The sequence below is a fragment of the Mitsuaria sp. 7 genome, assembly GCF_001653795.1.
In the GTDB taxonomy this organism is placed as follows: Bacteria; Pseudomonadota; Gammaproteobacteria; order Burkholderiales; family Burkholderiaceae_C; genus Roseateles.
This window is the reverse complement of sequence record NZ_CP011514.1, coordinates 4052969-4067296: the sequence shown is the minus strand read 5'-3', so window position 1 is coordinate 4067296 and position 14328 is coordinate 4052969. Positions and strand designations below refer to the sequence as shown.

Genomic DNA, 14328 nt, shown 5'->3' with positions numbered 1-14328 from the left:
GAACCGCCTGCATGGGAGCCGCGCTTGCTGCGGGAGTTCAACGGAACTCCTTGCACGCATTGCGTCTTCCCATGACCCACGATCCCACCGAGCTGATCCTGCTGTACTTCATCGTGCCCGTCTGGCTGATCGCCGGCATGGTCGACTGGTTCTGCCATCGCGCCTCCGGCATCGGCCGCACGACCGGCGCGAAGGAGTCGCTGATCCATCTGCTGATGTTCGCGGAGGTCGGCCTGCCCGTGCTGGCCGGGCTGTTCCTGCAGATCAACGCGGGCGTCATCGCGCTCATGATCGTGGCCTTCTTCGTCCACGAGGCGACGGCGCTCTGGGACGTCAGCTACGCCGTCACCGCGCGCGTGGTGACGCCGATCGAGCAACACGTCCACAGCTTCCTCGAGATGGTGCCGCTGATGGCGATCATCGCGGTCGCCTCCATCCACTGGCCGCAGTTCCTCGCCCTCTTCGGCGGCGGCACGGAGCCGGCGGACTGGGCCCTGCACTGGAAGTCGCCCGCGCTGCCGGTGGGCTACATCGTCGGCGTCCTCGCGGTGGTGGTCTTCCTCGAGTTCGTGCCGTATCTCGAAGAGCTGTGGCGCGGCTGGCGACAAGGGGGTCGTCGACTGATGCCCGAGCCGGCACGCCGCGCCGCGGCAACGGGCACCGACACGCTGCATCCGAAGCAAGGGGCGACGAGTCGCTGAAGCATCGGGGTCCCGCGCAGGCCTCGGCCGCCGTGCGCGGACCGCCCCGCCTCCGGGCCATCCCTGAATTGACCGTCGTCCCGACTGCCTCTATGCTCGCGTCATGAAAGCGCTTTCAAGCGCTGGCCTGAACACGACAACAAAGGTAGTTCGATGACGGAGACAACTTCAGCGGGCGCACGTGCGTCCCTGCGATGGACCCTGTCCGCCAAAGGCGCGGACCTGGCGAGTTCGACGCGCCTCGCCACGCAGCCCGAGCTCGCGCTGCAGCCGGTGGCGCAACTGATGGCCGATGCCGCGATCGCCGGCATGCCCAAGCTGGTGGTGAACAGCGCGCGACGCTTCCAGCGCATCGAAGGCTTCGGCGGCGCGTTCACCGAAGCCTCCGCGACCACCTGGCAGAAGCTGCCGCCCGCCGAGGCCAACGCGCTGCTGCACGCCTACTTCGACGCCAACGCGGGCCACGGCTACACGTTCAACCGCGTCCACATGAACAGCTGCGACTTCGCGCTGGGCAACTACGCGCATGCGGACGTCCCGGGCGACGAGGCGCTGACCCACTTCAACATCGACCGCGACCGCCGCGCGCTGCTGCCGATGATCCAGGCCGCGATGAAGGTCGCGCCGGGGCCGATGAAGCTGCTGGTCTCGCCGTGGAGCCCGCCGGCGTGGATGAAGACCAACGGCCAGATGAACAACGGCGGCAAGCTGCTGCCGCAGTACGCGAAGGCCTGGGCGCAGTGCTACGTGAAGTTCATCCAGGCCTATGAGGCCGAAGGCGTGCCCGTGTGGGGCGTGTCCGTGCAGAACGAGCCCGACGCGGTGCAGCGCTGGGACTCCTGCGTCTACACCGCCGAGGAGGAACGCGACTTCGTCCGCGACCACCTCGGACCCGCACTGCATGCGGCAGGGTTGCAGCGCATCAAGGTCGTCATCTGGGACCACAACCGCGACCAGATGGTGCAGCGCGCCGACGTCGTGTACTCGGACCCCGAGGCCGCGAAGTACGTGTGGGGCTGCGGCTTCCACTGGTACGTCGAGGACCACTTCGACCATGTCGGCTTGCTGCATGACGCCTATCCCGACAAGCAGCTGCTGTTCACCGAAGGTTGCCAGGAAGGCGGCCCGCACATCGGCTCATGGAACACCGGCGAGCGCTACGGTCGCAGCATCCTCAACGACCTGAACCGCTGGACCGTGGGCTGGATCGACTGGAACCTGCTGCTCGACGAGACCGGCGGTCCCAACCACGTCGGCAACCTGTGCAGCGCGCCCATGCTCGCGGACCGCGAGCACAACCGGCTGATGCCGCAGAGCTCCTACGACTACCTGGGCCACTTCAGCCGCTTCATCAAGCCGGGCGCGTTCCGCGTGCTGTGCTCGGCGAGCAGCCAGGACCTCGAATGCACCGCGGCCGTCAACGAGGACGGCAGCATCGCCGTCGTCGTGATGAACCGCAGCGAGCGGGAGCATCGCTTCTCGCTGCGCATCGACGGACAGGCCGGCGTCGCGGCGCTGCCGCCGCGCTGCATCGCGACCTACGTGTTGCCGCGCTGAGGGCGACGTGGACCGGAACAACGTCCTCGCCGCCATGGCCGCCATCGACGGCGACCGCTCGGCGGTCTCGTCCACGGCCTACGCCTGCGTCGAGGCGTTGTATGTGTATCCGGTGAAGTCCTGCGCCGGGGTGCGCGTGTCCGACTTGCGCTTCGACGCGGACGGCCGGATCGTCGGCGACCGCGAATGGATCGTCGTCGATGCGCGCGGCGAACTGGCGTGGCTCGGCTCGCATCCAAAGCTGGCGCGCGTGCAGCCCAAGCTGCTGGCCGATGCCTTGCTGCTGTGCGCGCAGGGTCAGCAGCCGGTGCGCTTGTCGCGTGCGGCGGAAGGCGAGGTGACGCACGCCTTGATCTGGAACGCGGAGGAGCGTCGCCTGGTGATCCACCCGGGCCGCGATGCCGGCGCGGTGGCCGCGCAGTTCCTGCGCGAGGTCACGGGCGAGGACCTCCGGCTGGTGAAGCTCGAGCGCAGTTCGGCGCTGGCGACGGCCCCGAACGCGCTGCATGCGGTCTCCACGGGATCGGTGGTCGAGCTCAACGAAATGCTGGCCGCGCACGGGCGCGCCCGCGTCGACGTGCGGCGGCTGCGTCCCAACCTCGTGCTGCGCGGCATGCAGGAGGCCCTGGTGCCGTTCATCGAGGAACACCTGATGCAGCTGGTCTGGCGCGACGGCGAAGGCTGGTGGCGTCGGATGACCCATGCGGCGGCCTGCGAGCGCTGCGTCGTGCCCAACGTCGATCCGGACAGCGGCGAGGCGCAATCCGGCATCGATACGGCGATCGCGGAGCTCAGCGCGCAGCGCTGGCCGGGTCATGCCTCGCGCTTCGGCGTCTATCTGAGCCCGCCCGCCGGCAGCTCGCTGAGTGAAGGCACGGTCATGACGATGGAGCTCGACTTTTGAGCGCGGACAACCGACGTGACAGGCGCCTCCGCCCGGGACTCACGCGCCGCGGGATGCTCGCGGCGATGACGGCGCCGGCGTGGACCGGCGTGCTCGTGGTGCCGGCGCTGGCGCAGACGCGCGAAGTGCTGACGATCGCGGCCTTCCCCCTGATGGACGAGATCGCCAAGGCGGCGATCCCGGCGTGGCAGGCGATGCATCCCGACGTGGAGCTGCGCATCCTGATGCGCCAGTACACCGACCACCACACGGCGATGACGACGGCGCTGTCGACGGCGGTGGGACTGCCGGACGTGATGGCGCTGGAGTCCAGCTTCGTCGGCCGCTTCGCGCAAGGCGGCGGGCTGGACGATCTGCGGCAGGCGCCTTTCGGCATCGAGGCCTTCCGCCAGCGGCTCGTGCCGTATGCGTATGACCAGGCGGTCGCGCGCAGCGGCGCGGTGGTCGCGGTGCCGGCGGACATCGGCCCCGGCACGATGCTGTATCGCAAGGACATCCTCGATCGCGCCGGCGTGGCGCCCGAGGAACTCACGCGCAGCTGGGACAGCTACGTGGCGATGGGCGAGCGCATCAAGGCCCGCACCGGCGCGTACCTGATCGCCAACGTGCAGGAGATCAAGGACATCCTGATCGCCGACGGCCTGAAGCCGGGCGAGGGCATCTACTTCGACACCGAGTCCCGCGTGCTGGTGAACTCGCCGCGCTTCGAGCGCGCGTTCGAGGTCTCGTTGCAGGCGCGGCAGAAGGGCCTCGATGCGAAAGTCCCGGCCTGGTCGAACGACTGGGGCGCCGGCTTCAAGCAGGGGCGGCTGGCGACGGAGCTGTCGGGGGCGTGGCTGGTCGGCCAGCTCAACGCCTTCATCGCGCCGGAGACCAAGGGCCTGTGGCGGGCGTCCTCGCTGCCGGGCGGCTCGCATGCGCCGTACGGCGGCACCTTCTACGCGATCGCGCGCAAGTCGGCGCCGTCGCGCAAGCTGCTGGCGTGGCGCTTCATCCAGCTGATGACGCTGGACCCGCAGCGGCAGTTGCAGGCCTTCAAGTCCTACGATGCCTTCCCGGCCTTGCGGGACGTCCACGACGACCCGTTCTTCAGCGAGCCGGTGGACTTCCTCGGTGGTCAGCGCGCGCGGCTGCTGTGGCGCGACGACGCGCTGCGCATCACGGCGCTGCCGGTGCACAAGCAGGCCAAGTTCGCCGAGGAGGTCGTGCAGACCGAACTCGACAAGGTGCTGCGCGGGCAGAAGACGATCAAGGTGGCGCTCGCGGACGCCGAGCAGCTGCTGCAGCGGCGCGCGAAGCGCTGAGCGCACCGCGGCCGACGGGCCGCGCGTGAGGACCGATCACCATCGACGACGATGGATCACAACGAAGGAGACCTCGTTCATGAAGCAACGACTGACGCGGCACTGGGCCGCCGTGCCCCTGCTGGCGGCCTTGGCGATCGACGGCGGCGCGGCGTTCGCGCAGGCGCAGACGGCGACAGGCAAGGGCGGCGCGGCGACCGGACCGATCGGACTGCCCGCGGGGTACACGCTGGTGTGGTCCGATGAATTCGACAAGGGCACCTTGCCCGACGAGTCGAAGTGGGCCTACGACACCGGCATGAACAAGCAGGGCTGGCACAACCGGGAGAAGCAGTACTACTCGGGTCCGCGCGCGGAAAACGCCGCGCTGAAGGGCGGCCGGCTGGTGATCACGGCGCGCAAGGAATCGCTGTCGTCGCAGCCCGACTGGGGCGGGCAGAAGTACACCTCGACGCGGCTGATCACGAAGGGCAAGGCCGAGTGGACCTACGGCTACTTCGAGACCCGCGCGAAGCTGCCCTGCGGTCAGGGCACGTGGCCGGCGATCTGGACGCTCGGCAGCCAGGGCGACTGGCCGGCCTCGGGCGAGCTCGACATCCTCGAGCACATGGGCCAGAAGCCGGACTGGGTGTTCAGCACGGTGCACACGACGTCGGGGCACGGCGGGCATGGCGTGGGAGACGGACGCAAGCTCGCCACGGCCTGCGGCGAGTTCCACAACTACCAGATGCTGTGGACGCCCCAGGAGATCCGCTTCGGCATCGACGGCCAGGTCCATGCGGCCTATCCGAACCTGGGCCAGGGAACGGCGCAATGGCCGTTCGACAAGCCGCAGTTCCTGATCCTCAACCTCGCGATCGGCGGCGACCTCGGCGGGGAGATCGACGACAGGATCTTCCCCATCGGGTACGAGATCGAATATGTGAAGGTGTATCAGACGGCGAAGTGAGCGGCTGGACGATGGCGACGTGAATGCGCGCCATCATTCAGATGAGCCGTTTTCATGGATTCGTGAGATTAAACCATTTAACTTCATGAGGTTCACTGGATAGCATCCGCTTCCTATGAACCGTCCACTCCGTTTAGTCGCTGTCTCCGGCGGGCTGCAACGCCCCTCCAAATCCGCCGCCCTGGCAGAGCATCTGCTGGACCTGATTGCCGAAGCAGTCCCCGTCGAACAGCGGCTGATCGAGCTGGGTCAGTTGGCGCCCGACCTCGCCGGCGCGGTCTGGCGCTCCCAGTTGCCCGACCCGGTGGAGCGGGCGCTGGTGGAGGTCGAGCAGGCCGACGTCCTGGTGGTGGCGACGCCCGTGTTCCGCGGCGCGTACACGGGCCTGTTCAAGCACTTCTTCGACTTCATCGATCAGGACGCCCTGATCGACAAGCCGGTCCTGCTGGCCGCCACCGGCGGCAGCGATCGCCACGCCCTGGTCATCGACCACCAGCTGCGACCCCTGTTCAGCTTCTTCCAAGCGCGCACCTTGCCGCTGGGCGTCTACGCGACCGACAAGGAATTCGTCGACCACCGTCTGCGGGACGAAGCGCTGCTTCAGCGCGCCACCTTGGCGGTCCAGCGGGCGCTGCCGCTGATCGATCTGGCGCGCCACGTCCCGGCCCGTCGGACTCAGGACATGGCCGTGGCCGTGGCCGTGGCCTGACCCCGCGATCGACGCCTCTCCCAGCCATCAGCCGACCCCACCGCCATGAACGAAGCCTTCACCTTCAGCCTCAAGAGCCTCCGCTTCGACGAGGACTACCAGCCGTCGGACAGCACGCGCATCACGACCAACTTCGCCAACCTGGCCCGTGGAGAGCGTCGGCAGCAGAACCTGCGCAACACGCTGCGGATGATCGACAACCGCTTCAACGACCTGGCGTCCTGGGACAACCCGAGCGGCGATCGCTACACGGTCGAGCTCGACATCATCTCGGTCGAGATGAACCTCGAGACGGCCAGCGGTGATCAGGCATTTCCGCTGATCGAGATCCTCCAGCCCCGCATCCTCGACAGGAAGACCGGCCAGCGCATCGCCGGCATCGTGGGGAACAACTTCTCCTCCTACGTGCGCGACTACGACTTCAGCGTCCTGCTGCCGGCGTACAACCTCGACCGCCCCGAATTCGGAACGCCGGAAGGCTTCGGCGACCTGCACGGCAAGCTGTTCAAGGAGTTCGCGAACTCCAGTGCCTACCAGGCGCGATTCGACAAGCCGCCGGTCATCTGCATCAGCGCCTCGACCAGCAAGACCTATCGGCGCACGGGGAACGTCCACCCCGTGCTGGGCGTCGAGTACCAACAGAGCGATCGCTCGTCGACCGACCAGTACTTCGCGAAGATGGGGATGCAGGTCCGGTTCTTCATGCCGCCGAACGGCGTCGCGCCCTTGGCCTTCTACTTCTTCGGCGACCTGCTGGGCGACTACTCGAGCCTGGAGTTGATCGGGACCATCAGCACGATGGAAACCTTCCAGAAGATCTATCGCCCGGAGATCTACAACGCCAATTCTGCGGCGGGGCAGTTCTACCAACCGAGCTTGAAGCACCAGGACTACTCGTTGACGCAGATCGTCTACGACCGGGAAGAGCGCAGTCAGCTCGCCGTCAAGCAGGGCAAGTTCGCGGAGGAGCAGTTCATCAAGCCCTACCGGCACCTGCTCGACCAATGGGCGGCCCATGTCGATCTCCAACCCGCCGAGTGAATCCGCCGACATCACTCGCCGCATCCCTCTTTGCCTGAAAGGAATCCCCTGTGTTTGAAACTTCCATCGCCGGCAGTCTGCCGAAGCCGGCCTGGCTCGCTGAAACCAACAAGCTCTGGCCTCGATGGACAGCAGAAGGCGACGCGCTCCGCCAGGCCAAGGCCGACGCGACCCTGCTGTGGATCAAGGCCCAGGAGGACGCCGGCCTGGACATCGTGTGCGACGGCGAGCAATCGCGACAGCACTTCGTGCACGGCTTCCTCGAGCAGGTCGACGGCATCGACTTCGAGAACAAGGTGAAGATGGGCATCCGCGACAACCGCTACGACGCGATGGTGCCGCAGGTGGTGTCGGCCCTGCGCCTGAAGGGCCGCGTGCATGCCTTCGAGGCGCAGCTGGCGCGTGCGCACACGAAGAAGAAACTGAAGTTCACGCTGCCGGGCCCCATGACCATCGTCGACACCGTGGCGGACCGCTTCTACGGCGACAAGGTGAAGCTGGCCTTCGCGTTCGCCGAGCTGCTCAACCAGGAGGCCCTGGCGCTTCAGGCCGATGGCGTCGACATCATCCAGTTCGACGAGCCCGCCTTCAACGTCTACATGAAGGACGCCGCCGACTGGGGTGTGGAGGCGCTGGAGCGCGCGGCGCAGGGCCTCACCTGCACGACGGCCGTCCACATCTGCTACGGCTACGGCATCAAGGCCAATACCGACTGGAAGAGCACCCTGGGCGACGAATGGCGCCAGTACGAGACGGTGTTCCCCGCGCTGGCCAGCAGCCGCATCGACCAGGTGAGCCTGGAATGCATCCACTCCCACGTGCCGCCCGACCTGATGAAGCTGCTGGCCGGCAAGGACGTGATGGTCGGCGTGATCGATGTGGCCAGCGACGTGGTCGAGACCCCCGAGGAGGTGGCCGACACCATCGGCCGGGCGCTGCAGTTCGTGCCGAAGGAGCGCCTGTTCCCTTGCACGAACTGCGGCCTGGCGCCGATGGCGCGGGACGTGGCGTGGCGCAAGCTGCAGGCGCTGGCAGAAGGCACGAGGCTGGCAAAGGAGCGGCTCGCCCGGGCGTGACGCCCGCCGGGGCGTCCTTGCCGCCCTGGCTCTGCCATTGCTCTGCGATCGCCCTGCTATCGCTCAGCCGTTCGATCAGAACTGGTAGGCCACACCGGCTCCGACGGTGGCCACCGTGGGCTTGCTCACGATCGGACTGCGACGAGCATCGCCGAGCAGGCGCGTCGCGCCGACGTTGCCCTTCACCGTCCAGTGATCGGCGATCTTGTATTCGACGCCCACCGCCAGGTCCGCCTTCTCCAGGCCGGACTTGGGCGCGTAGGCCGCGAAGCCGCTGGCGGCCGACTGCGCCGGCGTGACGCCGAAGTAGGCCTGCATCTGCTTGCGGTCGGCCCAGGTCGCGCTGGCGTCCAGCGTGAGGGAGAGCCGGTCGCCCACAGGCATCGCGTGCCGGGCCAGCAGGCTGAACTGCGCGCCCTCGCGGCCGCGGCTGCCGACCGACTTCAGGACCATGACGCCGACCGGGCCGTAGCCCGCCATCGCGCCGACCTGCGCGCTGCTGCGGATGTCGCCCATGCCCTTGAGGCGCGCGTCGCCGGGGATCGGAAAGCCGCCGCTCGGCTTGCGCTCCTTGCGGCCCGGATCGACACCCAGCAGGATACCGCCCCAGAACGCGCCCATCTCGGTGTTCCAGCTCAGGCCGGAGCGCCCGTCGAGATCGATGTGGCCCCAGTCGCGGGTGCGATAGCTCAGGCCGAGGTCGAGCGCCGGCAGCGTCACGCGGTTCGGGCTGCCGAGATAGGTCGAGGTGCTCACGGCGGCGACGCCGACCTGGCCGCTGAGGCCCAGCGGTGGGGCGGCCTCCTGGGCGAAGGCGGAGCAGCCATAGGCCAGCAGGGCGGCCGTGAGCGTGAGTCGGAACTGGTGAAGTGAGGTCATGGTTCAGTGGTGAGTCGAGGGATGCCGGTGCCGTGGGCGCTGCTGGCGCCGGTGGCCACGACGGGTCGGGAGAACGTGACGGGATTGTTCAAAGCCGACGCCCAGGAAATGCCCAGGGGAAGCCGGGGAGAGGCCGAAGCGCCTCGGGGCGAGAGGGGGGGCGGCCGGCCTGGGCAAGTCCTGGGTTGGCGTTGGCTAGACTGACTCCTTCGCAGCCATTCGGGCCCCGCCGGTGCACCTCCTCCTCGTTGAAGACGACCTTGATCTCGGGGCCGACGTGCAGCGCGCGCTGGCCGGTTGCGGGCTCACGAGCGAATGGGTGCGCGGCGTGGCGCCGGCCCGTGCGCTGACCGACGGCGACGACGCGGCGCGTTTCGCCTGCGTGCTGCTCGATCTGGGACTGCCGGACGGCGACGGCCTCAAGCTGCTGACGCACTGGCGCCAGCAGGGCCTGAAGGTCCCGGTGATCGTGCTGACGGCGCGCGACGCGCTGGAGACGCGCGTGGCGGGGCTGGACGCGGGCGCCGACGACTACGTCCTCAAGCCGGTGGCCGCGGAGGAACTGGCCTCGCGCATCCGTGCCGTGACGCGGCGCGCGGGCGGCTATGCGACCGCGATCTGGACGATAGGCCCGCTGCGCATCGACACCGCGCGCCACGAGGTCATGCTGGACGACACCCTCGTCGCGTTGTCGCCCAAGGAATTCGGCGTGCTCGCGGAACTGGCGCGGCGTCCGGGCGAAGTCGTGCCCAAGCATCGCCTCGCGCAAGCCGTGTCGCCCTTGTCGGAGCCGCTGGACTTCGGCGCGCTGGAGTGGCACATCGCCAACCTGCGCCGCAAGCTGGGCGAGACCCGCATCCTCACCACGCGCGGCGTGGGCTACAGCCTGGCCGAATGATGCGCCGCTGGCTGACGCGACCGTCGATCGCCCGCAGGCAGCTCTTCTCCCTGCTGGGCGCCTACGCGGTGGTCTGGGTGGTGGTGACCGGCATCTCGTTCAGTGCCTCGACCTGGTCGGACTCGGGGGACTTCGACAAGGAGATGCGCGCGATGTCGCACGTGATCGACAGCGTGCTCAACGACCCCGGCCTGTCGTTGCATTCGGCGCTGGAGAGCGCGCGCCTGAAGCTGGTGGAAGACGGGATCATGTCGGGCGTGGACGGCGCGCCCTACGGCTTCGAGATCCGGGACGGCGCGCACGCGCTGATCGCGCGCGGCGGCGTGCCGCTGCCGGATTTCCGGGCGGAGGTCGCCGACGGCTTCTTCGATGCCGACGTCGACGGCCGACGGTGGCGGGTGCATCGCGAGGTGTCCCTGGGCGGCGCTCGCGTGATCCTGGTGGCGCAGACCCGGGAGATGCGCATCAGGATGCTCCGCGCCGGCACCTTCAACGCGACCGCGCTGGCCCAGCTGCTGGCTTGCATCCCTTTGCTCTTCCTGCCCATCTGGCTGGCGGTCTGGACAGGCCTGGCGCCGTTGCGGCGGCTGTCGGAGAGCCTCGCGGCGCGGCAGGTCGGCGACCTGGCGCCGGTCCACCTCGATCCGCCGCATCGCGAGCTGATGCCGATGGCCGACGCGCTCAACGACACGCTGGCGCGGCTGTCCGAGCTGCTGCTGCGGGAGCGGGCCTTCCTCGCCGATGCCGCGCATGAGTTGCGGACGCCCTTGGCCGTCATCTCGGCCCAGTACGACACGCTGAAGCAATCGCCGCAGGGACCGCAACGCGACGAGGCGATGCAGCGCCTGGGCCTGGGCGTGGGACGCTCGGCGCGACTGGTGAACCAGCTGCTGGTGCTGGCGCGCCTGGAGGCGGGCGACGGCGCGCGCCGGGCACGCATCGATCTGGCGAACCTGATGCGCGACTGTCTGGCGCTCCATGCGAGCGACGCCGCCACGCGCGGGATCGAATTGAGCTACCAGGGCTGCGACAGCCTGATCGCCTGGGTGCCGGAACACGGCGTCGAGACCATCGTCCACAACCTCGTCAGCAACGCCATCCGCCATGGCCGCGCCGGGGGACAGGTCGAGGCGGTGCTGGAACGCGGCGAGAACGACTGGTGCGCGATCAGCGTCAGCGACGACGGGCCGGGCATCGCCGACGGCGACCGCGAGCAGGTCTTCGAGCGCTTCTGGCGCGGCCACGCGGCGAGCGTGTCCACCTCGGGCTCGGGGCTCGGCCTGTCCATCGTGCTGGCCGCCGCGCGCCAGCTGGGGGGACGGGTCAAGCTGTCGCCGGGCCTCGGGGGGACGGGCCTCAAGGTGACGCTGCTGTGGCGCCTGGCCCGGGAGGGCGACGGGCCGCACGCGCCGTGATCGTTGCGGCACGTCGCGGCACGTCGCGGTGAGCCCCTCGCGGTCAGCCCCTCACGTTCAGCTCGCCGAGGTCGACGCCAGTGCCTGCGCCACCGCCACCGCATCCGCTCCGGCCGGAATGCGCATCGGCGCCTGCGGATCCGTGACGGCGCGCCAGACGGCCTCGGCCACGTCCTGCGCGTAGGTCATCGGCGCCGACGCATCGCGGACCGCGGCGAAGACGGCGTCACGGAACGCGACATACGCATCAGGCACGGTCTCGGGCATCAGCTTGCGCGCGTTGTCGCCGAAGCTCGTGCTCGGCGAACGCCCCGGCAGCACCAGCCGTGCGCGGATGTTGAAAGGCTCGAGCTCCAGCGCGAGCGACTCGGTGAAGGCATTCACCGCCGCCTTGCTGCCGGTGTAGACCGACAGCAGCGGCAGCGACTTCAGCGTCACGCTCGACGTGACGTTCACCACCACGCCGGCGCGGCGCTCGCGGAACTGCGGCAGCACCGCCTGCGTCATCGCGATCGTGCCGAGCACGTTGGTCTCGTAGAGCGCGCGGGCGTTGTCCATGTCGACGGCCTCCAGCGGCGCCAGCAGACCGACGCCGGCGTTGTTGACCAGCGCGTCGATCGGACCGGCGTCCCAGAGGCATTGGCGGATGCTCTCGGCATCGGTGACGTCGAGCGGCAGTACGCGCAGCAGCTCGGAGCGCGGCAGCAGGTCCTCGCGCGGCGTGCGCATCGTGGCGACGACGCGCCAGCCCTTGTCGAGGAAGAAGCGCGCGGTCTCGAGGCCGAAGCCCGATGAGCAGCCGGTGATCAGGACGGTGGACGTATGGGACATCAGGAACTCCTGGGTTGGGGATGTCCACACGATAGGGATCAGCCTCCGGACTGACTACACTGTCGAGTCCATTCCTTTGTCGAGATCGTCCAGATGATCGACCCGTTGGCCGAAGTCGTGTCCCTGTTGCGGCCGCAGGCGCCGTTCTCCAAGCTCGTCGTGGCCTCGGCGCCGTGGGCCGTGCGCCGCAGCGAGACGGGCCGGCCGTTTTACTTCGTCGTACTCGAAGGCGCCTGCCATCTGACGATCGACGGGGCGTCGCGCAGCGAGACGATCACGGTCCAGCCGGGCGACTTCGTGCTGCTTCCGGCGGCGCGCGGTTTCGCGACCTCCAGCCTGGACCGCCAGCCGCCGCGCGAAGACGAGCCCGTCACGACCCCGATCGTTCCCATGCCCGGCGGCGCCCGCATCGGCGATCCCGACGGGAAGGTCGATCTGCGGATGCTGGTCGGCCATTGCGTGCTCGGCTCGCCGGACGCGGCGCTGCTGGTGTCGCTGCTGCCGCAGTGGGTCCACGTGCGCGGGGAAAGCCGGCTGTCGACGCTGGTCCAGCTCGTGGGCGACGAATCGCGCGCCCATCGGCCGGCGCGCGAGATCGTGATGTCGCACCTGCTGGAAGTGCTCCTGATCGAGGCCTTCCGGTCGACGGCCAGCACGGCGGAGACGCCGGGTCTGGTGCGCGGCCTCGCCGATCCGAAGCTCGCGCAGGCGCTGCGGCGCATGCATGAGGCGCCCGCGCTGCCGTGGACGGTGGTCGAGCTTGCGAAGGAGGCGTCGATGTCGCGCTCCGCCTTCTTCGAGCGCTTCAGCCGTGCGATCGGCGTCGCGCCGATGGCTTATCTGCTCGCGTGGCGCATGGCGCTGGCCAAACAATGGCTGCGGCAGCGCGAGCTGTCGATCGCGGAGATCGCCGAGCGCGTCGGCTACAGCGCGGTCGGTCCGTTCGGCGTGGCGTTCACGCGGCACGTGGGCATGCCTCCCGGAAGATTCGCCAGAAACGTCGCCGAGCACCTCGCCCCGAACGAAAGCATGAATGTCGAAGTCTGACCTGTCGAAGGGCGCCACGCTGCTGGGCCTCGTGGCCATCCTGTTCTGGAGCACCTCCGTCGGGGTCACGCGCAGCACGATCGAATTCCTCGGCCGGACCGGCGCGCCCGCTGTCCTGTTCACGGTGTCCGCGCTGCTGCTCCTGCCGACGCGCACCTCGCTGCGGGAGCTGCCGCGGCGTTATCTCTGGCTCGGTGCGGCCTTGTTCGTCGGATACGAGCTCTGCTTCGTGCTGGCGCTCGGATTCGCGCGCACGCGCCACGAGGCGATCGAGGTCGGCATGGTCAACTACCTCTGGCCCAGCCTCACCGTGCTGTGCTCCGCGATCGCCGATCGCAAGCGGTTGAACGCGCTGATGCTCGCCGGCCTGGGACTCGCTTTCATCGGCGTGATCACGGCGTCCTCGCCGGCGGAGGGGCTGTCGCTCAGCCGCTTCTTCCACAACGCCGCGTCGAATCCGCTCAGCTACGGCTTGGCCTTCATCGGCGCGATCGTGTGGGCTCTCTACAGCACCTGCACGAAGCACATGGCCCAAGGCAAGAACGCGCTCTGGTTCTTCATGGCACTGAGCGCGGTGGGCTTCTGGATCGTGCACGCGTTCAACGCGGAGCGCGCGACCATGAACTGGTCGACGCACGTCGTCATCCAGGTCGCGCTCGCGAGCGCGGCGGTGACGCTCGCCTACCTGCTGTGGAACATCGGCGTGCTGCGCGGGAACATCCACGTGCTGGGCCTCGCGGCGAACGGCACGCCGCTGATGTCGGCGCTGTTCGCCTCGGTGCTGCTCAGCGCGCCGCTGCCTATCATCTTCTGGGCCGGTGCGGCCCTGGTGGCCGTGGGATCGCTGATCGCCGGAGTCGGTCTACGATCCGCGCGGGCAAGCGCTTGAACAGGGCGTTCCGCGGCTGATCCGCTTCGCCTGTCGGTCGGTCTGGTTCTTCCGCGACCGACCTATCCAGGTCATCTCCGGTCTCAACTCTGCAAAGACTGACCCCGCACCTGCGGCGTGTGCGCAAC

General features: G+C 68.7%; 14 protein-coding genes. 12 read left to right on the top strand and 2 right to left on the bottom strand.

Annotation, left to right across the window (positions count from 1 at the left end; genetic code table 11):
• Positions 1-71: 71 nt before the first annotated feature.
• The 8 genes from ABE85_RS17860 (at position 72) to ABE85_RS17825 (ending at position 8241) form a co-directional block, all read left to right on the top strand.
• On the top strand, positions 72-701 hold the full coding sequence (locus ABE85_RS17860) for a diguanylate cyclase (protein WP_067277593.1): 630 nt from the start codon (positions 72-74) through the stop codon (positions 699-701).
• Positions 702-854: 153 nt separating this feature from the next.
• Positions 855-2258: a glycoside hydrolase family 30 beta sandwich domain-containing protein gene (locus tag ABE85_RS17855; RefSeq protein ID WP_231993116.1), complete on the top strand. Its 1404-nt coding sequence runs from the start codon at positions 855-857 to the stop codon at positions 2256-2258.
• A gap of 7 nt (positions 2259-2265) precedes the next feature.
• Positions 2266-3162, top strand: coding sequence for an MOSC N-terminal beta barrel domain-containing protein (locus ABE85_RS17850; RefSeq protein WP_067277591.1), 897 nt, complete (start codon positions 2266-2268; stop codon positions 3160-3162).
• Between the two features lie 53 nt (positions 3163-3215).
• Entirely contained in the window at positions 3216-4466 is a 1251-nt protein-coding gene (locus ABE85_RS17845; RefSeq protein ID WP_067277589.1) for an extracellular solute-binding protein, read from the top strand.
• Between the two features lie 79 nt (positions 4467-4545).
• A complete protein-coding gene (locus ABE85_RS17840; RefSeq protein WP_082938717.1) occupies positions 4546-5415 on the top strand; it encodes a family 16 glycosylhydrolase in 870 nt (289 codons plus the stop codon).
• A 115-nt stretch (positions 5416-5530) separates the two neighbouring features.
• On the top strand, positions 5531-6124 hold the full coding sequence (msuE, locus tag ABE85_RS17835) for an FMN reductase (RefSeq protein WP_067277587.1): 594 nt from the start codon (positions 5531-5533) through the stop codon (positions 6122-6124).
• Positions 6125-6169: 45 nt separating this feature from the next.
• Positions 6170-7165, top strand: coding sequence for a DUF1852 domain-containing protein (locus ABE85_RS17830; protein WP_067277586.1), 996 nt, complete (start codon positions 6170-6172; stop codon positions 7163-7165).
• Between the two features lie 50 nt (positions 7166-7215).
• Positions 7216-8241: a methionine synthase gene (locus ABE85_RS17825; protein ID WP_067277584.1), complete on the top strand. Its 1026-nt coding sequence runs from the start codon at positions 7216-7218 to the stop codon at positions 8239-8241.
• A 75-nt stretch (positions 8242-8316) separates the two neighbouring features.
• Here the strand turns inward: ABE85_RS17825 and ABE85_RS17820 are convergent, their stop codons facing one another.
• Entirely contained in the window at positions 8317-9120 is an 804-nt protein-coding gene (locus ABE85_RS17820) for a MipA/OmpV family protein (protein WP_067277582.1), read from the bottom strand.
• A gap of 232 nt (positions 9121-9352) precedes the next feature.
• Here ABE85_RS17820 and ABE85_RS17815 point away from each other — a divergent pair, with 232 nt between their 5' ends.
• Both ABE85_RS17815 and ABE85_RS17810 read left to right on the top strand, forming a co-directional pair.
• A complete protein-coding gene (locus tag ABE85_RS17815; protein WP_067277580.1) occupies positions 9353-10018 on the top strand; it encodes a response regulator in 666 nt (221 codons plus the stop codon).
• A complete protein-coding gene (locus tag ABE85_RS17810) occupies positions 10015-11433 on the top strand; it encodes an ATP-binding protein (protein ID WP_157522574.1) in 1419 nt (472 codons plus the stop codon). The genes ABE85_RS17815 and ABE85_RS17810 overlap by 4 nt, the downstream gene beginning before the upstream one ends.
• 57 nt (positions 11434-11490) lie before the next feature.
• Here ABE85_RS17810 and ABE85_RS17805 read toward each other — a convergent pair whose 3' ends face one another.
• Positions 11491-12264: an SDR family oxidoreductase gene (locus ABE85_RS17805; protein WP_067277576.1), complete on the bottom strand. Its 774-nt coding sequence runs from the start codon at positions 12262-12264 to the stop codon at positions 11491-11493.
• Positions 12265-12357: 93 nt separating this feature from the next.
• Between ABE85_RS17805 and ABE85_RS17800 the strand changes: the two genes are divergently transcribed.
• Both ABE85_RS17800 and yddG read left to right on the top strand, forming a co-directional pair.
• Positions 12358-13311: an AraC family transcriptional regulator gene (locus ABE85_RS17800; protein WP_067277575.1), complete on the top strand. Its 954-nt coding sequence runs from the start codon at positions 12358-12360 to the stop codon at positions 13309-13311.
• The gene (gene yddG, locus ABE85_RS17795; RefSeq protein ID WP_067277565.1) at positions 13298-14200 is read left to right on the top strand and encodes an aromatic amino acid DMT transporter YddG; all 903 of its coding nucleotides are present in this window, start codon (positions 13298-13300) and stop codon (positions 14198-14200) included. Before ABE85_RS17800 ends, yddG begins: the two co-directional genes overlap by 14 nt.
• The last annotated feature ends 128 nt before the right edge of the window (positions 14201-14328 follow it).

Excerpts from the sequence above, each read along its gene's own strand:
- msuE (WP_067277587.1), top strand. The coding sequence starts at position 5,531 with ATGAACCGTCCACTCCGTTTAGTCGCTGTCTCCGGCGGGCTGCAACGC.
- ABE85_RS17805 (WP_067277576.1), bottom strand. The coding sequence starts at position 12,264 with ATGTCCCATACGTCCACCGTCCTGATCACCGGCTGCTCATCGGGCTTC.
- ABE85_RS17820 (WP_067277582.1), bottom strand. The coding sequence starts at position 9,120 with ATGACCTCACTTCACCAGTTCCGACTCACGCTCACGGCCGCCCTGCTG.
- ABE85_RS17810 (WP_157522574.1), top strand. The coding sequence starts at position 10,015 with ATGATGCGCCGCTGGCTGACGCGACCGTCGATCGCCCGCAGGCAGCTC.
- ABE85_RS17855 (WP_231993116.1), top strand. The coding sequence starts at position 855 with ATGACGGAGACAACTTCAGCGGGCGCACGTGCGTCCCTGCGATGGACC.
- ABE85_RS17860 (WP_067277593.1), top strand. The coding sequence starts at position 72 with ATGACCCACGATCCCACCGAGCTGATCCTGCTGTACTTCATCGTGCCC.
- yddG (WP_067277565.1), top strand. The coding sequence starts at position 13,298 with ATGTCGAAGTCTGACCTGTCGAAGGGCGCCACGCTGCTGGGCCTCGTG.
- ABE85_RS17800 (WP_067277575.1), top strand. The coding sequence starts at position 12,358 with ATGATCGACCCGTTGGCCGAAGTCGTGTCCCTGTTGCGGCCGCAGGCG.
- ABE85_RS17845 (WP_067277589.1), top strand. The coding sequence starts at position 3,216 with ATGCTCGCGGCGATGACGGCGCCGGCGTGGACCGGCGTGCTCGTGGTG.
- ABE85_RS17840 (WP_082938717.1), top strand. The coding sequence starts at position 4,546 with ATGAAGCAACGACTGACGCGGCACTGGGCCGCCGTGCCCCTGCTGGCG.
- ABE85_RS17830 (WP_067277586.1), top strand. The coding sequence starts at position 6,170 with ATGAACGAAGCCTTCACCTTCAGCCTCAAGAGCCTCCGCTTCGACGAG.